The organism is Actinopolyspora mzabensis (assembly GCF_900101095.1).
Lineage (GTDB): Bacteria > Actinomycetota > Actinomycetes > Mycobacteriales > Pseudonocardiaceae > Actinopolyspora > Actinopolyspora mzabensis.
Genome location: NZ_FNFM01000009.1, coordinates 49,548 through 73,693, shown reverse-complemented (window position 1 = coordinate 73,693; position 24,146 = coordinate 49,548). Strand labels below are relative to the sequence as shown.

25 protein-coding genes and 1 tRNA gene are annotated in these 24,146 nt (G+C 66.1%); 21 read left to right on the top strand and 5 right to left on the bottom strand.

The window, feature by feature from the left end:
• The coding region (locus tag BLR41_RS15810; RefSeq protein WP_245694293.1) for a hypothetical protein at nt 1-1,199 on the top strand (1,199 nt) is incomplete at its 5' end.
• 88 nt (nt 1,200-1,287) lie between these two features.
• Here the strand turns inward: BLR41_RS15810 and BLR41_RS15805 are convergent.
• Nucleotides 1,288-3,411, bottom strand: a complete 2,124-nt coding sequence (locus BLR41_RS15805; RefSeq protein WP_092629586.1) for an NB-ARC domain-containing protein — start codon at nt 3,409-3,411, stop codon at nt 1,288-1,290.
• Between the two features lie 194 nt (nt 3,412-3,605).
• On the opposite strand from BLR41_RS15805, the gene BLR41_RS15800 reads away from it, so the two are divergent.
• The 3 genes from BLR41_RS15800 (at nt 3,606) to BLR41_RS22920 (ending at nt 6,504) form a co-directional block, all read left to right on the top strand.
• A tRNA-Arg gene (locus BLR41_RS15800) sits at nt 3,606-3,678 on the top strand.
• A gap of 87 nt (nt 3,679-3,765) precedes the next feature.
• Nucleotides 3,766-5,199: a tyrosine-type recombinase/integrase gene (locus BLR41_RS15795; RefSeq protein ID WP_218120175.1), complete on the top strand. Its 1,434-nt coding sequence runs from the start codon at nt 3,766-3,768 to the stop codon at nt 5,197-5,199.
• Between the two features lie 879 nt (nt 5,200-6,078).
• Nucleotides 6,079-6,504 (top strand): transposase, encoded by a 426-nt coding sequence (locus tag BLR41_RS22920; protein ID WP_092629367.1) that lies wholly within the window; start codon nt 6,079-6,081, stop codon nt 6,502-6,504.
• Between the two features lie 831 nt (nt 6,505-7,335).
• Here BLR41_RS22920 and BLR41_RS22585 read toward each other — a convergent pair.
• A complete protein-coding gene (locus tag BLR41_RS22585) occupies nt 7,336-9,453 on the bottom strand; it encodes a hypothetical protein (protein ID WP_143013102.1) in 2,118 nt (705 codons plus the stop codon).
• A gap of 50 nt (nt 9,454-9,503) precedes the next feature.
• Here BLR41_RS22585 and BLR41_RS15775 point away from each other — a divergent pair, with 50 nt between their 5' ends.
• Entirely contained in the window at nt 9,504-10,424 is a 921-nt protein-coding gene (locus BLR41_RS15775) for a phosphotransferase enzyme family protein (protein ID WP_092629364.1), read from the top strand.
• Here BLR41_RS15775 and BLR41_RS15770 read toward each other — a convergent pair.
• Both BLR41_RS15770 and BLR41_RS15765 read right to left on the bottom strand, forming a co-directional pair.
• Nucleotides 10,418-11,809, bottom strand: a complete 1,392-nt coding sequence (locus BLR41_RS15770) for an NsdA family TPR-like regulatory protein (protein WP_092629363.1) — start codon at nt 11,807-11,809, stop codon at nt 10,418-10,420. The genes BLR41_RS15775 and BLR41_RS15770 overlap by 7 nt on opposite strands.
• A gap of 229 nt (nt 11,810-12,038) precedes the next feature.
• The gene (locus tag BLR41_RS15765) at nt 12,039-12,413 is read right to left on the bottom strand and encodes a winged helix-turn-helix domain-containing protein (RefSeq protein WP_218120174.1); all 375 of its coding nucleotides are present in this window, start codon (nt 12,411-12,413) and stop codon (nt 12,039-12,041) included.
• A 134-nt stretch (nt 12,414-12,547) separates the two neighbouring features.
• Between BLR41_RS15765 and BLR41_RS15760 the strand changes: the two genes are divergently transcribed.
• The 14 genes from BLR41_RS15760 to BLR41_RS15695 all read left to right on the top strand — a co-directional run bounded on the left by BLR41_RS15760 (nt 12,548) and on the right by BLR41_RS15695 (nt 21,565).
• The gene (locus BLR41_RS15760; protein ID WP_092629362.1) at nt 12,548-12,802 is read left to right on the top strand and encodes a helix-turn-helix domain-containing protein; all 255 of its coding nucleotides are present in this window, start codon (nt 12,548-12,550) and stop codon (nt 12,800-12,802) included.
• Nucleotides 12,799-13,266, top strand: a complete 468-nt coding sequence (locus tag BLR41_RS15755; protein WP_092629361.1) for a DUF3307 domain-containing protein — start codon at nt 12,799-12,801, stop codon at nt 13,264-13,266. The genes BLR41_RS15760 and BLR41_RS15755 overlap by 4 nt, the downstream gene beginning before the upstream one ends.
• Before the next feature lie 13 nt (nt 13,267-13,279).
• On the top strand, nt 13,280-14,173 hold the full coding sequence (locus BLR41_RS15750) for a helix-turn-helix domain-containing protein (RefSeq protein ID WP_092629360.1): 894 nt from the start codon (nt 13,280-13,282) through the stop codon (nt 14,171-14,173).
• Nucleotides 14,154-14,402, top strand: a complete 249-nt coding sequence (locus tag BLR41_RS15745; protein ID WP_092629358.1) for a hypothetical protein — start codon at nt 14,154-14,156, stop codon at nt 14,400-14,402. Before BLR41_RS15750 ends, BLR41_RS15745 begins: the two co-directional genes overlap by 20 nt.
• Nucleotides 14,403-14,484: 82 nt before the next feature.
• Complete coding sequence (locus BLR41_RS15740; protein ID WP_092629356.1) at nt 14,485-14,664, top strand: hypothetical protein; 180 nt, start codon at nt 14,485-14,487, stop codon at nt 14,662-14,664.
• Between the two features lie 84 nt (nt 14,665-14,748).
• Nucleotides 14,749-15,282: a hypothetical protein gene (locus BLR41_RS15735; RefSeq protein WP_092629354.1), complete on the top strand. Its 534-nt coding sequence runs from the start codon at nt 14,749-14,751 to the stop codon at nt 15,280-15,282.
• The gene (locus BLR41_RS15730) at nt 15,282-15,665 is read left to right on the top strand and encodes a WhiB family transcriptional regulator (RefSeq protein WP_092629352.1); all 384 of its coding nucleotides are present in this window, start codon (nt 15,282-15,284) and stop codon (nt 15,663-15,665) included. The genes BLR41_RS15735 and BLR41_RS15730 overlap by 1 nt, the downstream gene beginning before the upstream one ends.
• Complete coding sequence (locus BLR41_RS15725; protein ID WP_092629349.1) at nt 15,662-16,813, top strand: DUF2637 domain-containing protein; 1,152 nt, start codon at nt 15,662-15,664, stop codon at nt 16,811-16,813. The genes BLR41_RS15730 and BLR41_RS15725 overlap by 4 nt, the downstream gene beginning before the upstream one ends.
• The gene (locus BLR41_RS15720) at nt 16,810-17,034 is read left to right on the top strand and encodes a hypothetical protein (RefSeq protein WP_092629347.1); all 225 of its coding nucleotides are present in this window, start codon (nt 16,810-16,812) and stop codon (nt 17,032-17,034) included. The genes BLR41_RS15725 and BLR41_RS15720 overlap by 4 nt, the downstream gene beginning before the upstream one ends.
• Nucleotides 17,015-17,443 (top strand): hypothetical protein, encoded by a 429-nt coding sequence (locus tag BLR41_RS15715; protein WP_092629344.1) that lies wholly within the window; start codon nt 17,015-17,017, stop codon nt 17,441-17,443. The genes BLR41_RS15720 and BLR41_RS15715 overlap by 20 nt, the downstream gene beginning before the upstream one ends.
• Nucleotides 17,443-17,994, top strand: a complete 552-nt coding sequence (locus BLR41_RS15710; RefSeq protein WP_092629342.1) for a hypothetical protein — start codon at nt 17,443-17,445, stop codon at nt 17,992-17,994. Before BLR41_RS15715 ends, BLR41_RS15710 begins: the two co-directional genes overlap by 1 nt.
• 18 nt (nt 17,995-18,012) lie before the next feature.
• Nucleotides 18,013-18,423 carry a hypothetical protein gene (locus tag BLR41_RS15705; RefSeq protein ID WP_092629339.1) on the top strand — a complete coding sequence of 137 codons (411 nt, stop codon included), beginning with the start codon at nt 18,013-18,015 and terminating at the stop codon, nt 18,421-18,423.
• Nucleotides 18,423-19,673 (top strand): hypothetical protein, encoded by a 1,251-nt coding sequence (locus BLR41_RS15700; protein WP_092629338.1) that lies wholly within the window; start codon nt 18,423-18,425, stop codon nt 19,671-19,673. Before BLR41_RS15705 ends, BLR41_RS15700 begins: the two co-directional genes overlap by 1 nt.
• Before the next feature lie 77 nt (nt 19,674-19,750).
• A complete protein-coding gene (locus BLR41_RS15695; RefSeq protein WP_092629336.1) occupies nt 19,751-21,565 on the top strand; it encodes an ATP-binding protein in 1,815 nt (604 codons plus the stop codon).
• On the opposite strand, the gene BLR41_RS15690 is transcribed toward BLR41_RS15695, so the two are convergent.
• Nucleotides 21,566-21,859, bottom strand: a complete 294-nt coding sequence (locus BLR41_RS15690) for a hypothetical protein (RefSeq protein WP_092604620.1) — start codon at nt 21,857-21,859, stop codon at nt 21,566-21,568. It lies immediately after the preceding gene.
• Nucleotides 21,860-21,994: 135 nt separating this feature from the next.
• Between BLR41_RS15690 and BLR41_RS15685 the strand changes: the two genes are divergently transcribed.
• A complete protein-coding gene (locus tag BLR41_RS15685; RefSeq protein ID WP_092629335.1) occupies nt 21,995-22,648 on the top strand; it encodes a GGDEF domain-containing protein in 654 nt (217 codons plus the stop codon).
• A 132-nt stretch (nt 22,649-22,780) separates the two neighbouring features.
• The gene (locus BLR41_RS15680; RefSeq protein ID WP_092629334.1) at nt 22,781-24,058 is read left to right on the top strand and encodes a radical SAM family protein; all 1,278 of its coding nucleotides are present in this window, start codon (nt 22,781-22,783) and stop codon (nt 24,056-24,058) included.
• The last annotated feature ends 88 nt before the right edge of the window (nt 24,059-24,146 follow it).

Below are 24,146 nucleotides of genomic sequence, written 5' to 3'. Positions count from 1 at the left end.
GGAGCCGGGAGCCGGGAGCCGGGAGCCGGGAGCCGGGAGCCGGGAGCCGGGAGCCGTGGGGCACTGTTCCGGTGCGGCGCCGGGTGCTGGGGCTCGTACGCAATCTGACCGCGTTGGACCGGCTCGGTGACGTGCTGCCCGTGCTCGCCGACGACTTCCGCGTGGAGACCCGGTTCACCCGTGCCGAGGGATCGGCGTTCGACAGCGACCTGTCCGCCCACTTCCGGCGGGCCGGGATGCGCGTGGTCCCGTGGCAGCGGGCGAGCACCGCGGAATTCGATCTGGCGATCTCCCCCAGCGGCAACGGTGCGCTGCACGAACTCGACATGCCGGTACTCACGCTCTCCCACGGGGCTGGCCACCACAAGCACCGTCCCACCGCGAGCGGGTTCACCTCGGAGGTGGCCGGGCTCTCACCCGATCAACTGCTGCGGGACGGGGAGCCGATTCCCGCCGCGGTCTGCCTGACGCACCAGGATCAGCTATCCCTGCTCGGCAGGCAAAGCCCGCGGTTGCGGGAGCGGGCAGGCGTGGTCGGCGATCCCTGCTTCGACCGGCTGCGGGCCAGCCTTCCGGCCCGGAAAAGTTACCGGGATGCGCTGGGAATCGGCGACCGTGAACTCGTCGTGCTCACCTCCACCTGGGGCGAACGAGCACTGTTCGCCCGCCGCCCCGAGCTTGCCGCGGAACTGGTGGGAGCCCTACCCGCCGAGACCCACACGATCGCGCTGGTGCTGCATCCGAACGTCTGGGACCTGCACGGTCCCTGGCAGATCGAGCAGTGGACGCGGCGGGCCAGGGAAGCCGGGCTGGTGCTGATACCGCCGGACCGGGGCTGGAAGGCCACCCTGGTCGCGGCGGACACCGTGGTGGCCGATCACGGGTCCTTGGGACTCTACGCTGCGACCCTGGGCAAACGACTGCTGCTGGGCAGTTTCGGAGCTCAGGAGATCCTCACGAACACCCCGAGGTACGAGCTGGGGAAACGAGCCCGCCACCTGACGGGCACGGCGGAGCTGAAGGAGCAGATCACGGCGGCTTCCCCGGTTCCCGGGTACGAGAAACTGGCAGCCGAGACCTTCGCCAATCACGACCGGGCGGCGGGCGAGTTGCGGCGCGTCGTCTACGAACTGCTGGACCTTCCCGAGCCCTCGTGGCGGGCCACCGCTCCCCCGGTGGATCCGTTCGTCCCCGAGTGAGTCGGCCGGACGTGCGGCGGGTTGCTCCGTTCACCTCGCGATCGCTCGCCCGCTGAGCACACCACTGGCAACGAACGAAAAGCTCCGATCACGCCGTTCCGGCTCGTAGTCTCTCGGCTTTCGGGCTGCCCGCGCGTTCGTAGATCGCGACGGCCTCCCGCAGGCACTTCTCAGCTCGGTCCGGCTCACCGAGCTCGCGCAGCGAAGGGACCAGATACTCGAACGGCGCGGCCAGCTCGAACAGCAACTTCTCGTCGTCCTCGTCGGACTGGTGGGAGCTCAGTTCGGCAACGGCTCGTTCCAGTTGCTCGACGGCCTGCCGGTGCAGTCCCATGCGTTGTCGGACCACTCCGGTGGTCAGCTTCACCTTGGCGGAGGTGCGCCAGTCGTTCGGGAAGTCCGCCAGCCGCGCCGCCGCGGTCTCCAGGAACTCCAGGGCTTTCTCCTGCTCGCCGAGTCCACTGTGTGCCTGTGCCAGGAAGTGCTCCACCAGAGCCATACCCCGGGGTTTTCCCAGTCGCTCGCTGATCTCCCAAGCGGAGCGGAACAGTCCGACGGCGGGCGCGTAGCGCTCCTGCTCCAGGTAAACCCGACCGTGGAACTCGTAGGCAGCGGCGAGCACCTGACGGTGGCCGGTACTCGCGGCTGTCTCCCGCGCTTCGAGGGCCTGTGCGTGCGCCTCGGCGAACCGGTGGCACTCCATGAGCACCCTGGTACGCAGGATCCGCATCCGCGCACCCGCCGACCGGTCGTCCCGCCGATCCGCCGCATCGATCGCCAACTCGAAGGCTCGCAGTGTCTCCTCGTAGTGCTTGTGGTGGTTGTGCAGCGTCCACAGTGCACCGTCACAGAGCGCGAGTACGGTTTCGTGGTCACCGCGTCGGCTCGCGTGGTGGACCAGCGCGAGGATGTTGGCGAACTCGGTCTCCAGCCAGCGCAGCGCGGCGGGTTTGGTGAAGGGGTTCCCCTCGGAGGCAACCAAGTGCTCGTCACCCGCCACACGCAGCCTGCTCGGCTCCATTACCGCCCGATCGGCGTGGGCGCCCATTCGGCGGTAGCGCGTGACCAGGCGGCGGTGTGCCCGCTCGGTATCCCGCGGATCGAGCGCTCCGGCGTGTTCGCTCGCGTGGAGCCGCACCAGATCGTGCAGGTGGAAGCGTTCCGGCTCGGACTCACGGACCAGGTTGGCCGCGTGCAGTTCGTAGAGCAGATCCGCCGCGTGGGTGGAATCGGTGTCGAGCAGCGCGGCGATCGTGGCGGTGTCGAACGTGCGGCAGGGAATCGCGCCGAGCAGCCGGTAGAGTTCGGCCTGCTCGGCCGGAAGGTCGGTGACCGCGAGTTCCAGGGTGTCCCGCACTTCGGGGTTGTCGAGCAGCATCTCACGGCCGTGAGCGGGGTCGGCGAGCCACTCGGCCGCGCGGCGCGGTGTCCAGTGCTTGAGTCGCCTGATCTTTCTGCCCACGAACTCCAGCGCCAACGGGGTGTGCCCGCAGCGTTCGACGAGCCGTTCGACGTCCGGGTCCGTACCGGCCAGGTCCGTGTCGGTGATTCGTGTGAGCAGCTCGATCGCGTGGTCCCGGGAAAGCGGTTCGAGGTCGATCGAACTCACCCCGTCGGAGGAGAATTCGGCCGCGCCGTGCTGGCTGGTGAACAGGATCATGCTCTCCGGAGCCGCGAGCCGCAGCTTGAGCAGCTGCCGCGGGTGAACCAGTCCGTCGAAGACGAACCCCATCCTGCGGCCACGGGTGCGGTCACGCAGCAACTGCAGCGCATCCTGATCAGTGCTCGGTAGCTCTCGTTCGGCCGTCCCCAGCTTGCGCAGGCACGAGCGCGCCAGCTCGGCGGAGCCGGATACCGGGTGGCCGTGCCAGTCGGTGTAGCAGAAGCCGTCCTCGAAACGCTCGTGCACCTGCCAGGCGAAACTCCGCGCGAGCGTACTCTTGCCGATGCCGCTGAGACCGCACAGCGCGATCAGGACGGCACCGGAACCGGAGTCGGACGAACCGTTCGCGGCGGAGGAGCGTTCGAGGACGCGGTGCAGCGTGTGATGCTCGTACTCCCGATCGACCAGCAACGTCGGCTCGGCCGGGATGCTCATCGGGCGCTCGGGAGGCTTGGTCTCTGCCCGGTGGAAGTGCAGGTGCTGCTCGAAACTCTCCACTCGAGCGGCCTGCACCACGTGCTGTGCGTCGCCGTGGTACTCGTTGGTCATGGTCACCCCAGTGCCGTCGTCTCGCACACGGTAGCGGAAAGTCGACCATACGCGTACACCGTTCCGAAAAGATCGGCAGCGGGTGTCGTTCACCCGGAGAACAGCCACTACCGGGGCCGCTGTCGGGGACGCCCACCGGGCCGGTATCCTTTGGTGCGGATCGGCACGTACCGACCCGGCTTACAACCGAACAGGCCCTCGTAGCTCAGGGGATAGAGCACCGCTCTCCTAAAGCGGGTGTCGCAGGTTCGAATCCTGCCGAGGGCGCACAGTTTGACCAGCGAAAACGACTTTTCGAGGTTGAGAGTTCGAAGTTCGTGGGCATGGTTGTGGGCATAAGTTGCCCTAGACTTGATGTCCATGGCGACTCGTAAGCGCCGCTCGCGCGGCAACATCGAGGAACGTGGCGACGGCTTCCGCGTCCGGGTCTATGCCGGTGTCGATCCGCTGACGGGCAAGCAGCACTACCTCAAGGAGACCCACGGCAGCTACCGCGAGGCCGAGAAGGCGCTGACCCGACTGCAGAAGCAGGTCGACGAGAAGCGGCACCCGCGCAGCAACGTCACGATCTCGCAGGTGCTGGAGCAGTGGCTGGAGGTCGCGCGGCACGAGGACAGCACCCGCGAGCGCTACCAGGACCTGATCCGGCTCTACATCGAACCGACCTTCGGCACCACGGCCGCGGCGAAAATCGACGCAGAGCTCTTGGAGCGCTTCTACGCCCGGCTGCGGGACTGCAAGGACCTGTGCGGCGGGAAACGCGCGAGAGACCACGAATGCACCCCGCTGGCCGCGAACACCGTGCGCAAGATTCACTTCATCTTCCGCTCCGCCTTCGACCGGGCGGTGCGCTGGCGCTACCTCTCGGTCAACCAGGCCGAAATCGCCCAGCCGCCGTCGTTCGAACGCAGCGAACCCGACCCACCGTCGGCCGCCGAGGCCGCGAGCCTGCTGCGCGAGGCGTCGGAGGATCCACAGTGGTGTCTGCTGCTGTGGCTGACCATGGTCACCGGGTGCCGCCGGGGTGAGCTGTGCGCGCTGCGGTGGGGCGATGTAGATCTCGCAACAGGGATGCTGTCCATCGAACGCAGCTACTCGAAGACGCGCGAGCGTGCCCGGGAGAAGAGCACCAAGACGCGGCAGCGTCGCCGCATCGCGCTGGACACCCACACCGTCGAGCTGCTGCGGGACCACCGTGAGCAGGCGCGGTCGAACTGCGCCGCCCTCGGCACGGGGTTCGACGACAACGCGTTCGTCTTCAGCACCGAACCCGACGGATCCGCTCCGCTGCTGCCCCGCAGCGTCAGCCAGCGCTACCGACGCCTGGCCCAACGCCTCGAACTGCGCAGCACCCGACTGCACGCGCTACGGCACTACTCCGCGACCGAATTGCTGGCCAACGGCACCGACCTGCGCACCGTGGCAGGTCGCCTCGGCCACGTCGACGGCGGCGTGACCACGCTGAACACCTACGCCGGCTGGGTCACCGAAGCCGACCGCAAAGCGGCCAACACCATCGCCGACACCGTCCCCAGACCCGAGCCCGCCAACCGCCAGCCCCGCAGCCCCTACGAACACCTCGCCGCCGAACTCCGCGACGCCATCACCACCGGTACCTACTCCCCCGGCGACGAACTCCCCACCGTCACCGACCTCGCCACCACCCACGGTCTCTCCACTGGCACCGTGCAGCGGGCGATCACGCTGCTCCGGCAGGAAGGACTCATCGACGTCGCCCGCGGTCGACGTGCGACGGTTGCCGATCAGAACTCCAGGGCAACTCACTGACCATGCATGGCCTTGTACTCGAAGTGTCGACCTGAGAATATAACTGCAATACCTGGAAGGCTCGGCCCGTTCGAGCTGGGCCAAGAAGGGACCGGGGATGAGGAGAGCGAGAGGGCCGGCCGCAGCGGCGAAAACTCGCAGAATGGACCCTATACGAAGGCGGTGACTATCAGAGGCGGACCAGTCTAACTCAAGAGACCCTGCGCTCGGAAGGGTTTGTACGAGTCGAAAACCGTGTGCAAACGAAAACGTCGACTGCACGGGTTGATGAGATGGTATGGGATGTCAGACTGATTTACTATGCTGTCGTTATGGACCAATATCCTCGACTTGAGCAGGTAGTTACCCTTCTCAATAAGGTTGCCCGTAACGAACCCGGCACCCCTGAAGACTGGACAATCACTGCCACTGGTGACGCAGTGCTAATCGACGCAACGACGAGGGAAACCGCCTCTGATCCAGACTCTGCCTATCAGTATGGCCGAAAGCTCTATGATCAAGTCCTGGAATCTGCGGAAGCAACGGAAGTTCTGCACGCGGCCCAGCAAGTCTGCGCTGTAACCGTGACAAACGATGAGGCTGACGCTTTGACATGGGCCGGAGCGATACGGGTCCGTCTGGCAGTCAGCGAACTTTGAACTGGTAGCCCCGCATCAGGCTGAAATTTAACATTACCGCATCAATCTGTGTGTGATCCGATCAGGCTGTGCCGAGGGTACAACAGTCAAGCATGACTGGACAGCTTATAGCAAAGATTACCCTCGGCACTGTCTGAACTCCCAGAGAGATCGCCAGGATAAAATGTAATCTCCCCCGCTCCAAGAATCCCTTCACCCCGAAGATACCTGCCTGTGTCTTCTTGGTGGACGGCGATGCTCGATGCGGTTCGTCTGGGCCCCGATGATGATCGGTGCCATGGTCACCACTGAACAGATCCATGATATCGTCAGCCGGTTGCTGACCACAGGTAAACAACAACTCGAGGATCCGGACATGCTGGTGATCGTCGACGCCGGCTACGATCTAGCCCGACTTGCTTTACTCCTGGCTGACCTCCCGGTGGGGCTGCTCGGGCGACTGCGTTCGGATTTGAGTCCTTCACCGGCCCGCACCACCGCGCCTGCCCCGTACGAACGGCCGTCCACCGAAACATGGCGGCCATTTCCGCTTCGCCGATCCGACCAGCTGGCACCAGCCAGACACCACGACCACAACCAGACCCTGCGGTATGGCTGTGTTCGAGCCTGCTCATGGGATCGTATGCATCCCCGGCGAACCCATCGCTCGGCCCGGCTGGCCCACTAGGGGCTCGAAGGTGGCGTGATCCGGCTGGAGGCTGAGCACCCTGCCCGGCGATCGAGATCCCAAACCAGTCTGGCTGTGGTCCTCGGCCACGGGGCTCTCCGCGGCCGAGGTCAACCAGTGTTGGCAGGCCTTCGTCCGCCGGCTCGACCTGGAGCACACCTTCCACCTGTTCAAACAAACCCTGCGCTGGAGCGCCCCGAAGCTCCATGATCCCACGGCTGCCGACCGTTGGACCTGGATGATCATCGCCTGCCATACCCAGCTGCGATTCGCCCGCAGGCTGGCCGAAGACCACCCCCAGCCTTGGCACTGCGCCTCACGCTCGCAGCGCCCCTCAGCCCAGCCAGCATCCGCGGGTTCCGCAACCTCCGTGGGAAAGGTGCCTGTCCCGCCCGCGCGCCAGAATCCAACCACCCCGGACCAGGGCGCCCACCCGGAACCACGAACCGACGCCCTGCTGCCCGCTACGACCCAGGAAAATCACCACAAGAACCCCAACATCACCGCGAAATACCAACGCGCAGGTTAAACGACAAGCTCAGACCAGTCTCAAGGTTGAAGGGGCTACTACGCCATAAGCCCCGAATCTTGGTCGCCGACCGAAGCTACGACCACAACACCTACCGAGCCCATCCGCAAGCCGGGTGTCTACCTACTGATCAGCCCCTCTCCCGCAAGGCCAACCACTCGTGCGCTTGGTCATCGAGCACATCCTGACGCTGTTGCCCCGGTTTCACCTTCTGCCCATCGGCTATGAGTAACGCGCTACGTAAACCATGATTTTTCTCCACCTGACTGTCTTTCTCATTTTCTGACGCTAATTTTCCAACCTCACTCAGGACGAAGCTGACTTTTATCCAGAACATAAAGTTCGATGCCTGCCGATTCGCATAGACCCTGCGCAAAACCGCGAACATCTTCAGAAACTACATCTACCGATGCCAAAATATGCACATCTACACCTAGATTCTTACTAAGATCGACATCGCGCTCAATTCGCTCATTCGTAAATTCAGATACACTTGTTTTGACTTCGCCAGCCATCACTTTGCCTCCACTAACTCCAAAAAGATCAACTTCAACGTAACCACCAAATTCATCAAAAAATAAATTTACTCCTGGCAAGAAAGAAGACAATGGTTCAGATTTCTCCAAAGCGGCAATAACCATCAGGTGCGGGAATACACCTTGATCCACAGCTAGATCAATGAAGCTATCGAGCCGATAGAACACCAGAGGTCCCGACGGGACTGTCTCATATCTTGCAACGGATGAGCACCCGGGACAGGATGCCACAGAATCCGCTTTATTAATAGGAACAAAACTATGTATATTACAGGTAGGGCAAGAAACTTTCAGGCCTCGCTCTGCCCACCCTAGTGCACATAGTTCTTCTGCAACCTTGGGTCTTATATCTTTCTGTACTTTCTCGAACTGAGTAGCAGGACGAAATATACGCTCTGTTCTGCCACCCCAACGCGATGCAAGATCACGCATTTTATCAGTAATTTCACTATCGTCGAAGCAGGATTTGATTTCTTTCATGAGGGTTTTTGATCGAGGAGTAACTAGCTCTGACAGTGCCTCATATACACCCCCCTTCAGCAGGGAAGATAGTTTACTGGAAGACTGGATGCCTCTTCCAATTTTTCCTTTATCAGAAAGCTCATAGTCGTAAACCGAAGATTCCAGTATCTTATCACGAACCTGCTCAACAGAAGGAACTGAAAAGTTCAAATTGTAATTATTTTGCGCATTCGTGGCGATTTGAATACTATCGCCTTGCCAAGTAGCGTTGCGTATTACCAAGGATGCTGCAATAGAACGTCGCGGAATCCCATCAAATGGTTGTCCAGACAACAGGAGAAGCGAACGACCTCCGCCAGAGAATCTCACAGGCGAACGAAAACGCACTCTACTATTAGATCGAAACACTTGGGCATCTACCGGATAGATGCTTCCATATTCACGCTCGAACCCAACAAACTGGCTAACATCAATATTAAATTTACACATAAACGGAGGTTGTCGTGGCTCTGGAGGTGGCCACTCCTCTCTTACTTCTATATTTTCTACGGATGGATTCAATCCCAACCAACGAGCTGCGTATTCCAATTGATCGACATCCACCCCGTTGCTAATAACGATCACATCGATATTGCAAAGCATCGGCCGAAACAAGGTCGATTGTAGTTGACAATTAAAATCGACCCAATCTTCTAATTCATCGACAGGCAAAAGAACCATCGGAGGTTCATTAAACCCCGAGGGACGCAAAGCACGTACATTCCAGAAATCGATGCAGTCATCAAAATTATCGCGCTCTGTAAGCCACACCACGGCTGGCATTTGTCCAGGTAACCCCTTGACGTGATACTGTCCTGCTTGAGATTCGGTTTGTTGCAACAACGTGCTGCCAATTCCGACCTGAGCACGACCAATCTCGTCAACTGTGTTACGGCGACGAACAAAAAAACGGGATTCTTGCGCCTGTTCAAATGCTTTGTCAGTCAAATCTCCAGCAGCAGCAATCTCCCAAAGGTTTCCACTCTGGTGTGCTAGCACATGGGCTGAACTAGACTCGTTTCTAGCTGTACTGCTCGGATGACAAGTGAATCTTGTTATCCCACTTCGATCCACGCAATTAATAGAGACGTGTTTAAGATCCAACTGAGAGGCTGCTTCTTGGGCCTGCTCTTCGAGCAGATCAACATTTACTGCTCCAACAACTCTAGACACATCTACGACGTCACGATAGCCAGATTCCACATTCCCATCCGGCGATACCTCGATAATTGGCTCAGTAAGTCCACCCCATCGAGTACTTGCCTCTTGGACTGCTCGTCTGAAACCTTCGGTGCTTCCTTCCTTTATCAGGTAAACAGCCCGGGCTGGCAGGACTGCGACCTGCATTTCCATCTGTCCCCGGTACTCGACATGCTGCTCCATACAGTCAGCATGACGCATATTCCGATCTGCAGTGACGATACGGTCGAGGTATGACGCGTAGCCAGGGCGAGGCAGCCGAGACCGTCGAACCGCTCACTCACGAGAGCGCCGCTCAGACTCTGGAGCAGGTGTGCCAGCGCGCGAGCCTGGACTCGGCCGGAGCCGAGCTGGTCAGGATCGGGGAGAACGCCGTGTTCCGGTTGCGGGAGCCGGTGATCGTGCGGATCGCCCGGACCTCGCGGTATGCCGACGCGGCCGCCAAGGAGGTGAGGGTGGCGCGGTGGCTCGAATCGGCCGGCTATCCGGCTACGCGTGCTCTCGACGTCGAACAGCCCATCGTGGTCGACGGTCGTGTGGCGACCGTGTGGGAGTCGGTGTCGGAACACGAGGAGTACGGCGACATCGGCCAGGTCGCCACGCTGATCCGCGACCTGCACAGGCTCGATCCTCCAGAGACGCTGGAACTTCCCGAACTCGACCCGTTCGTTCGCGCCGACACCCGCTTGGCCAAGGTCCGCGGCGTCTCCGACGACGACCTCGCGTTCCTCCACGAAGGGCTCGCCGACGCCCGACGCAAGTGGAACGAACTGGAGTTCGTGCTGCCACGCGGCCCGGTACACGGCGACGCGAGCATCGGCAACGTCATCAGGGCATCCGATGGCCACGCCGTACTCATCGACCTGGACGGCTTCGCCACCGGTCCTCGCGAATGGGACCTGATCCAAACGGCCATGTACTACGACCGGTTCGGCTGGCACACCCGCGAGGAGTACGAGACCTTCGTCGGCATCTACGGCTACGACCTGCTCGAATGGCCCGGCTACCACGATCTGGCCGCCATCCGGGAAGTGCTCATGACCATCTGGCTCAGCCAGAAAGCCGGCGACGACGCACGCAGCGCCGCCGAGGTCCACAACCGCGTCGACGACATGCGAACCGGAGCTAGCCGCCGGGACTGGGCACCCTACTGACCCGGCGTCCACAGCGAGGTCTCGGCCGCCTGTTCCTTGAAATCGCGCACCACCGGACTGTCGCCCAACTTGTCCAGCCGCTGTCGGAACTCGGCCACGTAGACCCCGCAGCGTGCCGACTTCAACCGTTCCCCGATGTCGAGCGCCCGCAACGCCACCTCGCACGCCCTCTCGGCCTCGCCCTGGTCGAGGAAGGCATCGGCCAGCACCATCGTCGCGAAGAAGTCGCTGCGCAGGTACTCACCGTTGGCTTCGCCGAGCGACTGCGTGGCGTACGTACTCGCATCCACGGCACGGCCGAGATCGCGATTGCAGTGCCCGAACTCCGCGGCGAGCTCGGCGTCGTCGAAGTAGTCTAGGAAGTCCGGTCCCTCTCCAGGGATTCGGCGCTCGAACTCCGTCACAGCGGCCGACATCGCCGAATCACAGGCCGAAGCATCCCCCAACCGCGCGAACGCTCTCGCCTCCATCATGTGGAAGTGCGCGGTCAACGTCGGCGTGGCGGTGCCGCTCGTTCCCATCCGTGCGGCACGCGCGAGATTGGCGGCTTCCTTGAACCGGCCGAGGAACGTGGCCTGATGGCTCATCGCGTCGAGCACGCTTCCGGCGAGCCACCGGTCCTCGCCTTCCTCAGCCAGCCGTAGCGCCTGGATGAAGTACCGCTGTGCCAATCCGTGGACTCCGGCGTCGTAGGACATCCACGCCGCCAGCAACGTCGACTCAGCGGCCGCGGAGAAGAGCTGTCGGCCACTCTCCATCGTGTAGCTGCCTTTCAGCAGCGAACTTACATCGTTGCGAAGAAACTCGATCAGTGAGCGCCGGGCATGACCACCGCCGTACTGGTTGTCCATCCGAGCGAAGAGGTCCGTGGTGCTACGCAGCCGCTCTATGTCGGCGGAGCCGACCTTTGTGGGACTGGCAGAACTTCCACGCCACGGGGACCGGTGCCCGACCAACCAGTTCAGCGAGACCTCGTTCCAGGCGGCCGAGTTCGTCCCTGCGTCGACGATCCCACGGACTTCTTCCAGGTCGACCTGCCACAACCGTGTGACGGCCTCGATTCCTTTGGAAACCTCTTCCTCGTACCGCAGCCCCAGATCTGCGGAGACGGACTCACCACGGCCGAAACCGATCTCCTCGGGCGTCACACCTCGACCGAGCCTCGTCGCCAGAGCCGCAGCCACGCACTCCCGTGTCCGCTGGTCGCGAGGAACTACCCCGTCGAGCCACCGCTTCACGTAGGTGTGGTTGTACGAGCGATCGATTCCCCTGCTGTGAGCCTCACGAGTCACCGCCCGTGCGAGGACTTTCCGGCCGATCGAGCCGTCCGGCGCGAGAAAGCCGGCTTCTCGCATCAATGACGCGAGTCGCTCGTTCGCTGCCATCAGTCACTACTCCCCGGAAGCTCCCGAGTGCACAAGTGTGCCCCCGAGTGTGCCCTGTTGTCCGGTGTCACCAGAAGAGAAACTCAAGACATCGACGTTAGTGAAGCCACTTTGGAGTCCGCTTTGAACTTGACCACGGAACAGCGGCGGGAAATAGCCGCGGAGTTGGATCAGCTTCGCAGGGAGCTGGAGGCTCGTACCTCGGAACTACACGACCGATTGACTGCCATCACTCGTTCGGTCGATCCTGATCGACGCTCTGTTCCAAGCGGGACAGCCGTTGATCGAGTTCCTGAACGGCATCCTGGAGAGCGTCGCGCAGAGTGTCGATCTGCTGTTTGATCTCGGCGTAGTCATCGCTGTCAGCAGGGGATTCGGGTACCCGCTGAACGTAGACCCCCTTGCCTGGCTGTCCAACGACCACTCCCTCGCTGCGGAGCTCGCGAACGGCAGCACGTACGACGGTGATCGAGACCCCGTAGCTCTCCATCAAGCGAGAGGTCGACGGAAGCTCACCACCAACCGGTAGATCGCCCCTGGTGATCTGACCGCGAAGATCGTCGGCGAGCCGCCGATACATCGGGCGTGCTTCGTTCGAGGTCAACTCGGCCTCCGTCGCCGTAAACAGCACCTACCCCCCTAGTTCATCACATCGAGGCGGCGCACCCTCGTTGACAAACAATATGCACCTGGTGCACCTTGTGCATGTGGTTGCTTCACAGGAAGGAGACGCAACACATGAAGCCAACGGTGAACACTCGGACCACCCGTCCGCCGGAACGGCAGTACTACAGCGTTCCGCAGGCGGCCAGGATCTTCGGCATCTCACCGGTATCGCTCTACCGGGCCATCAACGCCGGCGAGTTCCCGGCCGTGCGCATCCGCGCCCGTGTCTTCGTTCCGATGCGCGCCGTCAACGAGATGACCGAGGCAGCGGTGGCGAACCAGTCCGTGATCGACGCCGCCGACTACGTGCCGGAGGCAGCGGCATGATCGCGGCCGACGCGGAGACGGCGCTGACGTTCGCGGCGACCCTTCCGGCGCTGCTGGTGGCCCACCACGTGGCCGACCACTGGGTGCAGACCTCGCACCAGGCGAGCAGCAAAGGACTTCCGGGCAGGCAAGGGCAGCTGGCCTGCGCGAACCACGTCGCCGGCTACACCGCGGTGACCGCGGGGTTCGTCGGCCTGTTGTGGACTCTGCTCGGGCTCCCGATAACCCCCGCCGGGTTCGCGGTGGGCCAGCTGGTCTCGGCGCTCACCCACTACTGGGCCGACCGCCGATGGACGTTGCGGCGACTCGCGGGAGCGGTGGGACAGGGCGGCTTCTACGCGCTCGGCTCCCCGAGGGAGGGCAAGGACGACAACCCGTCGCTGGGAACCGGTGCCTACGTGCTCGACCAGTCCTGGCACTGGCTGTGGTTGTTCGTCGCCGCCCTGCTGACCGCACTCGTGTGAACCCGAGGACCGAATGAGCATCAAGGTCATGACGTGGGTCTGGGACAACTCCCCGACCAAGGGAACGGAGCTGCTGATGTTGCTGGCGATCGCCGACAACGCCGCCGACGACGGCGCGAACGCCTTCCCCTCGATCAGCACGCTCGCCCGCAAGACCCGGTTGGACGAGCGCACGGTGCAACGCATCCTGCGCAAGCTCTCCGACCAGGGGCAGCTGCACATCGACAAGCGCGGCGGAAGGGAGGCCAACCGCTACACCCTCCTGATGGGACAACAATTGTCCACACCCCCGGCGAAACGCCACCCCCGGCAGAACGCCACCGGTGGCACCGCTGCCGCCCCAGGGGTGGCACAGCCACGCCACCCCACCCCCGGCACAGCTGTGCCGCCCGAACCACCCGGAACCGTCCTGGAACCCTCCACCGGCTCGCGCGCGGCGGAATCCGGGAAACACGAGGAGGCGGAAACCGACATCGACGCCGTGCTCGACGGGCTCGGGGGTTCGTGGCCGCTGACGCCGCGACAGCGCGAGCGGATCGCACCGAAAGTGGTCCAGGCGCTGGCCGCGGGCTGGTCCAGTCAACGGCTCGCGCACTACCTCGGCGCGAACCCGGAGGGCGTGAAGTCACCGGCCGCCGTGCTCACCGCACGGCTCGACGATCTGCCGGAACCCGTCGCGGACACCGCACCACCGCAACGGCCGGAGTGGTGCGGGAGCTGCGACGAGCCCAGCCGGACGGTCGAACGCTCGGACGGCCGCTGGGCGCGCTGCCCGCACTGCCACCCGAGCAACGCAGATCCCGACTCGGGGCGGCCGAAGCCGCCAAGCACCCACCGCCCCGAGCCGTCCACCCCAACCGATCAGGAAACCGGAAGGAGTGATTCCAGTGTCCCGCACGAGCGCTGAGCTCAACCACCGGGAACGCGCGACGCTGCGCGCGGTCGCCGAGGGCCGGGTCGAGATGAGCCAGGGCAGCGAACCCGACCTGTTCGTGGACGGAGCCTGCTGCTGTGACCAGGTCACGGCTCACCACCTGGCGCACGACGGGTTGCTCGAACCGGGCGGTTCCGCGATCGGCGGAGCCCGCGCGCGAGCTGTACTCACCGAGTCCGGGAAGCACCTCCTCGGACTCTGACCTCCTCGGAGACGGCCGAAGCCGCCAAGCACCCGCCGTCTCTGAGCCTCCACCCCAGTTTTCCAGGAAGGAAAGGTTGAACATGGCCGCGAAGTGGATCTGCCCGGAGTGCGAAGAGGAAGCGATCAACACTCCGCCCACCAAAGCGACTCCGCAGCTCACGGCCGAGGGACTTCCGGAGTGGAGTCACCGCGATGGTGAGCCGCTCTGCCCGGTGATGAGTTCCTCGGGCTACGTGCCCGCGAAGCCCATCTCGCAGTAAGCGATTCACGGCCGGGGCGATCGAAGCCGCCAAGCACCCGTCGCCCCGGACGGTCCACCTCAACCCAGCTATCGGGAGACAACCGTGCGTTCAACACTTCTCATTTACCCCGACGATCGCTACGACCGCGACCACGCCAGCGACTCCGAATCCCGTTTCGAGGCGTATCTGCGGCGCAACACCGCCGCCTTCCTCGACGGGGACGAGCCCACCGCGGATCCCGTGGAGTTCGCCGCCTCCGCCTGGCGGATCGCGCGGCCACCGGTGATGACGCCGGGCTACCTCGTCACGCACGACCGGGTCCTCGACGCGGCGCTCCTGCGCGAGGAGGACGGCACGACGGCGCTCCGCGTCGACCTCGCCACGAAGCTGCCGTCCGAGATCGTGCGCGGGCTGCGAAGCCGCGGGAGCGGTTGGATCAGCGGTCCGACGCGGGTGACCAACATTCTGCGGCTCGACATCCCCGTGTCCACCGACCGGCTGCCCGAACCGGCCTACTCCCCGCTCGCCGTGCCGGACACCGAGACCGCCAAGGAATCACTCGAACAGCTCTGCGGCCTCGTCAATTCCGCCCTCGGTGGCGCACTCGTCGATCTCGTGCGGACGGAGGCCGCGTGATGCCGAACAACAGGATCACCCACTTCCAGCGCGAACAGCTCGAACGTGCCGCCCGGTTCGCCGAGGCCGACGGCTGGGAGCTGCACCTGAAGGTCAGCGACGACGAACGGCGCAACTGCGCCGAGGTCCCGGTGGACGTGTTCTTCCCGAACGCCGACGAGGACAGCGGGGAACGGCTCATCCGGGCCGAGCGCGAACGCATCGCCGAGCAGTGCCGGGGCTGCCCTGTGGCCGACGAGTGCCTGGCGGGCGCGCTGCTGCGCGGCGAGCGCTACGGCGGCTGGGGCGGAGTCGGCCAGCCCGACTTCCAGCGGCTGAGCAGGATCTTCCGGAAGCTGCGGCAGCGGGGCCGCCTCACCGAGATCGGAGGTGAAGCGGCATGAGCACTCGCTTCACGGATCCGCGCGCCGCACGAGCAGCGGCCAGGGGCGAGGCGGAACGCGTCAGGGCCGAGGCCGAGTCGGTGCGTGCCGAGACCCGGCGTGCCGTGGCCGAGGACGCCGCACGGCGGGCCCGCGAGGAGCGGGCCGAGCGGGAACAGCGCAGCCGGCGTCGTGCCGCCGAGCGCAGACAACGGCTCGCCTCGGCGGGCGGTTGGATCGGCGCGCACCCGACCGAGCTGCTGATGAGCGTGATCGTGGTGGTTCCCGCGCTGCTGGCCTGGTCGGCGATGGCCGCCTACGGGGTGGACATCTACGGGCCGCTCGGTGGCGTGCTGCCGCTGTTCAGCGAGGGCGCGATGTGGGCGTTCGCGTTCTCGGTGCACCTGGCCCGCCGCCAGGGACGCCCGACGGGGTGGCTGCACACCGGGGTGTGGACGTTCGCCGCGGTCAACGCCGCGCTGAACTTCCTGCACGGCTTCGGCGCCTCCGGTGTGGTGACCGGGCTGGTCATGGCGCTGGTCTCGGTCGGCGGCGTGGTCGCGCACCAGCTGATCACCGCCGCTCCGATGCGCACCCGCCGTTCCCGCGCCGAGCGGGAAGCCGCCCGCACGGCCCGGATCTCGCAGCGTCGCAGGGTTCGGATGGAGCGGGCCGCCGTCCGCCGATCGGTCGGCGAGCTCGGTGCGGACGGTTCGATCCGGCTCCGGCACGCCCCCGGCACGGTCACGCTCGGACGCGGCCCGCTCGGGGCGCGGCGGCTGCGGGACGCGGTGGTTCCCGGCCTGCCGCCGAACGGTTCCCAGCGGTCCGAGGAAACCGATCCGAGCGAGCAGCTGGCCGCCGAGATCGGCCGGTGGCTCTCCGGTGAACCCGCCCCTTCGGAACCGGCGGGAACAGCGAAAACCGACTCGGCGAGCTCGACAGCGTCCGACTCGGCGACCTCGACAGGGTCCGGTTCGGGAACCACCGACGAACTGTCCGAACTGGTGGCTCGGACCCGGCGGGCGATCGAGGCGGGCGAGCTGAACCCGCGGCCGAGCCGGCGGGCCGTGCAGCGGCACCTCGGTATCCGCGCCACCACGGCGCAGGAGGTGCTGCGCGCACTGCGCGGTCGCGGCGGCGATGGCAGGGCGGAGGTCGCGGCATGACCGAACAGTTCAGCCAGGAACAGATCGAACGGGCGCGGCGGGATCTGCACACCCGCCGTGGCCCGGCCGGGCGGCCGATAGCCGCGACCGCCTGGCAGTGCGAAGGCCGCTGGCAGGCCGACGATCAGATGGACATCTGGCAGTGCGCCGACGAAGTGGAACTCGACGCGATGCGCGCACGCGGTGCGGAGGTGGACGAACATGGCGACGACGAAGCGTGAGCCGAAGCGGGTGCGCTCGATGCGACGCCGCAGCGCACACCACGCGGACCGGGCGCGCAAGGCGAGCACCCCGGTGGAGCGGTTCCGGGCCGCGCAGGACGCGCTGCTCAGCGCCGTCACCCACTCCCGCGCTCCGGCCCGGACGGCGCGCGGGAAGTACGAGGAGATCGCCGAGCACGTGCGGCGGGTGCTCGACCGTGGCGAGCCGAACGCGGCGAGCGCGGCGCTCTACGACAGCAAGCTCAACCAGAGCGGCACCGATTCGGCGCGGTTGGGCAACGCGCTGATGTGCCTGCGGGGTGCGATCTCGCTGCTGCCGGAAACGGAACGTGACCGGCTGTTCGAGCACTACGCCCGGCATCTGGGCGAGGAGGCCCAGCGGATCGACGCCGAAGGTGGTGACCGCTGATGCCGATCCCGGATCCGTGGGAGAGCCCCGATTCGGCCACCGCGAACCCTTCGGAAGAAGGTCCCAATCGGGGGCGTGAGCGCGAGCCCGAGCGCGATCGCGCACGCGCGCGTGGGGAACCCGCCGAACAGGACGCGGAAACCGAGGGCGGCGAGGTGCTGCCGTTCCCGAGCGACCGGCAGGGTTCGAACACGACGAGTAGTCGAGTCGAACCGCACTCGGACGGCGGGAAACCCGCGCACGTCTCCGTGGTGAAGCTGCGGAAGGCGGCCGCCGCCTGGACCTCGGAGGCCGGCAGCAGCGCCCGTGCGGCCCTGGACGGCTCGGTGTGGCGGGCTCGTCCACCGTCCCTCCGCGACATCCACACCCGCGCGCGACGCGCCGAGTGGTCCGGCGACATCCCCGCGCTGCGGGCCGCCGGGCAGTGGTTCGGCTGGGTGTCCCTGGTGATCACCGCCGTGGGATACGCGCTGCTCTGGCTGGCTCGCCGGCCTTCCCGACTCCTGCTGACCACCGCCGTAGCCGTGCTGATCACCGTGCTGGCGGTCTGAACTCCCCGAGGAGGAATCTTGTCCTGGGCGATCATGATCGTGGCCTTCGGACTGGTCGCGATCCTTTGGAAGCGCAAGAAGGCCAACCCCTGGTGGCTGAAATCCTCGCTGGTCTTCATCGGCGGGTGCTCGCTGGCGGACACCGCGCTCGGCGCGTGGCTGGCCGCCCGCATCAACGAGATCGTCGGCATCGTTCCGGTCAACAGCAGCATCGTCGTAGGAGCGGCGACCCTGCTGCTCATCGTGCTGACCGTCTACGACATCGGCATCGACCGGAAGGCCGACAAGACGGCGCTGATCTGTCTGGTCGTGCTGCCGGTGCTGTTCCTGGCCGGTGTCGGCCCGCTGGCCGAGGCGGGCTCCGGGCTGACCGAAGCGATCTCGCAGGTCGGTGCGAACAGCATCGGCAGGCTGATCGGAGGTCAGTGATGGGGATGCTGCTTCTGGCGATGGTGCTGGCGGCCGGGATCACCCACGCCGCCGAGCAGAGCGCCGCACGCACGAGGGCCCGCTGGGACGAGGCCCGCCGCCGCGCCGAGGAACGCGGGGCGGCCAGGGAACGAGCACGGCAGGAACGCCTCAGGTCGGCCAAGTCCCGGTGGCACGCCGCCGTGTCCACCGGGCCGCGCCACCTGCTGTGGTGGGTCTACGCCGCCGGCTGGATCACCGCCGGAGCGGTGGCCGCGCTCGGTGCGGGCGCGGTCGGCGTCTACTCCGGGGCCGTCTCCGGTGGCCGCTCGGGATACCGGGTCGGGCTCGAAGCCGGACGCCGGGGTGCCCACTACCGCGAAGCCTGGCGGCAGTGGCGCCGCGAGACACCGCGGCCTCGGGTGGAGCTGGCCAAGTGCCGCAACTGCGGCTACTGGGTCCGCGCCGAACAGCTCGACCAGACCGGCGCCTGCCCCGACTGCGCCAGCCCCGCCGAAAGCGGCGCCGCCTGCGGAGCCACCGGGCAGTGCGCGGCTTGCCGCGCCCGCTACCCCTGGACCGAGCTGCGCGTTATCCACACCGGACGTCCCCTGTGCCGCACGTGCTGGCGCACCCCCCACGTGCGCAGCACCGTTCCCCGCCGCTGCGCATGGTGCGCCCGACTGACCGAGCCCTACGAGCTCGACCAGGATGGGTGGTGCCCGGACTGCGCCTGGTGGCACGACTCCGGCGCCGCCGATGACTCGCACGGCGCAGGCCCCACGCCGGGAGCAGGAACTCCGCCACCCGGCAGCTTCCAGTCGTCCGGTGGTTCGCGGCACGCCAACGGCGAGCAACAACCCAACCGGATCTACGTCGACGCGGAACGCGCCGACAAGCACGAGGAAGAAACCGAGGAATCGAAAGGAATCACCAACACCATGGCCGAACTCATGCCCGCCAACAACACGGTCGCCGCGACCGGCGAGGGCTACAGCGACACCGTCCAATCGCTGCAGTCGCTGGCGAAGCTGCTCACCCTGGCGCACGAGGAGGTGACCAACCTCGGCGACGTGCTCACCGCCAACAGCCTGGACGCCGAGACGCTGAACCAGATCAACGAACTGGCCGACCTGCTCGACACCGCCGCACCGATGGCCGACCGACTGCACAAGCACGTCGAGGGCAGGCACGGCGGGGTGGCGGACGCGATGGCCGCCGCGGGTGGAAGCGGCAACGTCGCCGAGAAGGGCTGGTACGACCAGTACTGAGCTGTCGGGTGCGTGTCCCGCCCCGGCAGCCGCCGGGGCGGGGTGCGGGTCCGGAAAGCCCAGCGGAAGGAGACGGGATGACCACCCCCACCAAACACCCTCCCGCCGAGATCGAGCGGCGGGAGACCGAGTCGGACACCGCGCCGGAGGAGCCGCGAATTCCCGTAACACCGCAGGTGGTTAACGAACTCCGGCGGCTGCTCGGGCGCTGGCGCCACCAAGCGATGCCGTTCGCGGCGATCGGCGCCACCCACGGGGTCGGGGCCGTCGCGGCGGCGCTGGACCCGCCGGAGGCGCTGCTGCCGGTTGCGGCGGGCTGGACCGCCTCGGCCGGGATGTACGGCTACGTGCACCGTAAAGCGTCCCGCTGGGACCGGCTGTACGTCTGCGTCGCGGCGGGAAGCTCCGCCAGCTGGCAAGCGGCCCTCGCGCTGACCGGTGCGAACGGTGTGACGGCTGGGCTGATGTGGGCGTTCGGCGCGGCCCTGTCGATCCCCTGGTGGGTGCGGCACGCGGAACCGGAGCCGGACGTGACCGCCGAACTCGCCGCACCACCGCAGCCCAGGGAAACGCTGCCGGTGGCGCCCGGCACGGCGGATCGGCGGCTGAAGCTGTGGAACGAGCACATCGCCGCCAACGGCAAACCACTCCCCGGCTCCGCCCTGGAGGGGATCACCGGGTTCGCCTACGGCTGGAAGGCCACGGTGACCCTGGCCATCGGGGAGCACTGGCACACCACGCTGCAGGCGCGGAAGTCGATCCTGTCGGTCTACGACCTGCCCGACGGTCGGGTGTTCGTGGAGGCGATGCACGGCGAATCGGTCCGCAAGTCGCGGCTGACCGTGCTCACCAGCGACCCGTTGCAGCAGAAGAACCACTGGAACGAGCCGGGACTCGACCCCGAGACCGGAAAGTTCCCGCTGATGATCGCCGCCGACGGCGAGCCGCTGCACTTCAAGCTGTGGAACCCGGGAGCCGGCGCCCTGCACGCGCTCATCTCCGGGGTGACGCGTTCGGGCAAGACCAAGGTGCTGGACGTGGTGCTGACCGAGGCCAGCATGTCGGACCGGGTGTATCCGCTGGTGATCGACGGGGGTGGCGGTGCCTCCCTGCCGCAGTGGCGCGAGCGCGCCAACCTGTTCGCGGGCACACCGGAGCAGGCCCGCGAGGTGCTGCGCTACACGCTGCGGCTGATCGAGCGGCGGCGTCCCGTCGTGGAGCGGCAGGGCGGCGGCTCGCTGGAGCCGTCCCCGGAGATGCCGCTGGTGCCCGTGGTTATCGACGAGGCGCACAAGCTGCTGATGAGCGACGACGAGACCGACAACCGCGACATCGTGCGGATGTGCGAGCAGATTACGCAGGAGGGCGCCAAGTTCGGCGTCTGCCTGATCCTCGCTACCCAGGTGCCCTCGGTGAAGCAGCTGGGCAACTCGACCGCGCTACGCGACCAGGTCAAAGCGGGAACGATCGTGGGACTGCGGATCACCGAGAAGGGCTCCGGGAACATGATCGACACCGGTGATCCGATGCCGGAGCACCTGAAGGACCTGCCCGCCGAGTTCCCCGACGGCAGTTCGACGCACGGGCTCGGCTACATGATGACCTCGCGCAAGATCCGGGCGCGGGCGCTGCTGCTGGAGAACCCCGCCGAGCAGCCGGTGACGCCGACCAGGCTCGATCCGGATTCGGCGGCCGAGCCGGCACCGGCACTGAACGCGGCGAAGAAACCGGCGGAAACCGACCCGCGACGGCGGTCCGGGCCGACGGCCGAGGACATCGACGCGACGGTGCGGGAGGCGATCGAGGCGGGCACCGAGTCAACTGTGGAAGCGCTGATGCGGGACACCGGGCTCGCGATGACCCAGGTACGCGCCGCGTTGAAGCGGATCTGATCAGACCTTGCGGTAGATGTCGTCGATCGTCTTGCGCAGCTTCGCCGCGTCCCTGTCGGCCACCCCGGAACGCCCCTCGGTGACCAGCAGCAGGACGTAGCGCCGGAAGAGCTTGTCGGAGTCCCCGGTGGACTGCGCCAGCCAGCCGCGGAACTCGTGCACGAACAGATCGACCGCCGCGAACTCGCTCGGAGGACCGACCACGTTGCACGCCGCACGCAGCGCGATCAGCCGATCCATCTCCCGGTCGTCCACACCGGGCAGGTTCACCACCGAGTTGTTGTCGAGCTCCATGCGCCCAGCCTAGCCACCACGACCGACGCACCGAGGACTTCCGGCCGAACCACGGCCGGGACGGTCCGAGTCACCACGAAGCCGCCAAGCACCCGGTGACCCGGATTCATCCACCCCACTCGAAAGGAGAACACCGTGCGACTCCGCGACGGTTCGACGAGGAACGGAATGCTCACCGCCCTCGCACTGGGACTGACCGCCACCGGCTGGTGGTGCACCGGCCGCTACGCCTCGCGATTACACCGCGAGCTGCGCACCGACCCGCTGACCGGACTCGGCAACCGCCTCGCCCTGCGGGAGGCCTTCCAGCGCGACGGCGCGGGCAACGGCCGGTGCGTGGCCGTGCTGCTGCTCGACCTGGACGGTTTCAAGGAGCTCAACGACACCCACGGACACCGCTTCGGCGACCAGGTGCTGCGCGAGGTGGCCCGACGGATGCGCGAGAGCCGGCGCCCGGGGCGGCTCGCCGTGCGGTTGTCCGGCGACGAGTTCGCCTGCTGGCTCGGCACGCTGCCGGACACGCCCTCGCACTGGCAACGGGTCGAGGAGCTGCAGCACGCGCTGGCCGAACGGCTCGCCGAACCGATGCTGATCGAGGGAACCACCGTGCGGGTAAGCGCGAGCATCGGAGCGGCGATCACTGCCGGACCGGCCGACACGCTCGAAGGCGTGCTGGAGCAGGCCGACCGCGCGATGTACCGCGACAAGCGCGGCCGAGGCCGCTCGGATCGACTCAGGCATGGACGGCGGACGAGCGGTCACACCCGAGCGGGGAGAACGGCCGAGTGAGCACGGAGCCGCGCCTCGCACGACGAGGTGCGGCGCCGGGTCCGCTCGGACCAGACCCGGCCGGGACGTATCGGCCTGGCAAGCGTGGCGTCCCGGCCGGGTTCCCACGACCCGAAGGAAGTGGAGACCCCATTGTCTCTGGACAGGAATCTGCCGCTCGTCGACCTCAACCGACCCGGCTCGAACGAGCCGAACCCGACGGAAACCCCGGACGAGCTGTACGGACGACTCAACCGGTTCCTCACCGAGGGCCTGGACTACATCGCCGGGTTCACCCCGCTCGACGACAGCGATCGGGAGGACCCGGACACCGCGCTCAGCCGGACCCAGCTGCTGTCGCTGCTGATCGGCTTCCTCGGCTGCGACACCACGGAACCGCTGGACAACCGCACCTACACCCTCGTCTACACCGATGGGGAGCAGAGCAAGTCGAACTACCAGACGATCTGCGTCCCCGACTACCGCGCGGCCTCGCCGATCCTGTTCACCCGCGAACAGGACAACCGGGCGCGGCTGGTGAACCGCTCCACCGGAGGGACGCTGGCCGAGGTGCTGGTGCACGCCAGGATCTTCGCGGCCAGCAACCACTACTACAGCCGCGTCGCGCCGGACTTCACCGAACTGCCCACCGCGGCGATCATCTCGCCGTACTCCACCTGCGCGGGAGGTTGCCTGGGCTGCTCGCGCGGCGCGGTCAAGAGCTTCACCCCTCCGCCGAAGGACTACATCGAGCGGCACGTGGCGCAGTTGGCGGCCGACTACGACCGCCGTGGCTGGGACCGCGGTGAACTGGTCAGCGTCAACATCACCACCGGTTGCCAGCCCGACGAGGACCGCGAGCTGGAGATGATGCTGAACCTGATGCGGACCTACCGCCGCTACGGGTTCGGCAACGCCGCCTTCCACGCCTTCACCTACGCCATCGACTCCACCAGGGCGATGGAGCTGCTGCGCGAGCACGGCGCAATCGGGTTCATCGGCACCGTCGAGACCATCAACGACGCCGAGCGGATCCGGCAGTGGGGGCGCAAGAAGGGTTCGATCACCTTCGAACAGCACCTGGAGAAGTACCGCCGTGCGCGCCGGGTGGGCTTCGACATCGTCGAGACCGACTACGTGCTCGGTGCCGACTCCTATACCGAGATGCTCGATGGCATAGCCGAGCTCGACGAGAACGGCGTCGCCGTGGTGCCCAACATCAAGCGCAACTACACCGTCGAGCAGCTCGACAGCAACCACCGGGACCTGTGGCTCCACGGCATGCGCTACATCGCCGACGGGTTCCACGCGGCGCTGTCCAGCTACGACAACGGCACGATCAAGCGCCGGGCGGCGCGCTACTCGGTGGACTACCTGCGCCGGTGCGGCCGGGAAGTGGGGCTGCGGGACCTGCCCATCCGCCACACCTGATCCCACCCCGCCCGTAATCCCAACAAGCCCGTAGCCCCAACTCGTCCGTAGTCCCAGCCCGGCCGGGGAACGCCTCCCGGCCGGGCTC

Coding starts and splice junctions, on each gene's coding strand:
- BLR41_RS15805 (WP_092629586.1), bottom strand. CDS start 3,411: ATGACCAACGAGTACCACGGCGACGCACAGCACGTGGTGCAGGCCGCT.
- BLR41_RS15795 (WP_218120175.1), top strand. CDS start 3,766: ATGTCCATGGCGACTCGTAAGCGCCGCTCGCGCGGCAACATCGAGGAA.
- BLR41_RS22920 (WP_092629367.1), top strand. CDS start 6,079: ATGCGGTTCGTCTGGGCCCCGATGATGATCGGTGCCATGGTCACCACT.
- BLR41_RS22585 (WP_143013102.1), bottom strand. CDS start 9,453: ATGGAGCAGCATGTCGAGTACCGGGGACAGATGGAAATGCAGGTCGCA.
- BLR41_RS15775 (WP_092629364.1), top strand. CDS start 9,504: ATGACGCGTAGCCAGGGCGAGGCAGCCGAGACCGTCGAACCGCTCACT.
- BLR41_RS15770 (WP_092629363.1), bottom strand. CDS start 11,809: ATGGCAGCGAACGAGCGACTCGCGTCATTGATGCGAGAAGCCGGCTTT.
- BLR41_RS15760 (WP_092629362.1), top strand. CDS start 12,548: ATGAAGCCAACGGTGAACACTCGGACCACCCGTCCGCCGGAACGGCAG.
- BLR41_RS15755 (WP_092629361.1), top strand. CDS start 12,799: ATGATCGCGGCCGACGCGGAGACGGCGCTGACGTTCGCGGCGACCCTT.
- BLR41_RS15750 (WP_092629360.1), top strand. CDS start 13,280: ATGAGCATCAAGGTCATGACGTGGGTCTGGGACAACTCCCCGACCAAG.
- BLR41_RS15740 (WP_092629356.1), top strand. CDS start 14,485: ATGGCCGCGAAGTGGATCTGCCCGGAGTGCGAAGAGGAAGCGATCAAC.
- BLR41_RS15730 (WP_092629352.1), top strand. CDS start 15,282: ATGCCGAACAACAGGATCACCCACTTCCAGCGCGAACAGCTCGAACGT.
- BLR41_RS15725 (WP_092629349.1), top strand. CDS start 15,662: ATGAGCACTCGCTTCACGGATCCGCGCGCCGCACGAGCAGCGGCCAGG.
- BLR41_RS15720 (WP_092629347.1), top strand. CDS start 16,810: ATGACCGAACAGTTCAGCCAGGAACAGATCGAACGGGCGCGGCGGGAT.
- BLR41_RS15715 (WP_092629344.1), top strand. CDS start 17,015: ATGGCGACGACGAAGCGTGAGCCGAAGCGGGTGCGCTCGATGCGACGC.
- BLR41_RS15710 (WP_092629342.1), top strand. CDS start 17,443: ATGCCGATCCCGGATCCGTGGGAGAGCCCCGATTCGGCCACCGCGAAC.
- BLR41_RS15700 (WP_092629338.1), top strand. CDS start 18,423: ATGGGGATGCTGCTTCTGGCGATGGTGCTGGCGGCCGGGATCACCCAC.
- BLR41_RS15695 (WP_092629336.1), top strand. CDS start 19,751: ATGACCACCCCCACCAAACACCCTCCCGCCGAGATCGAGCGGCGGGAG.
- BLR41_RS15690 (WP_092604620.1), bottom strand. CDS start 21,859: ATGGAGCTCGACAACAACTCGGTGGTGAACCTGCCCGGTGTGGACGAC.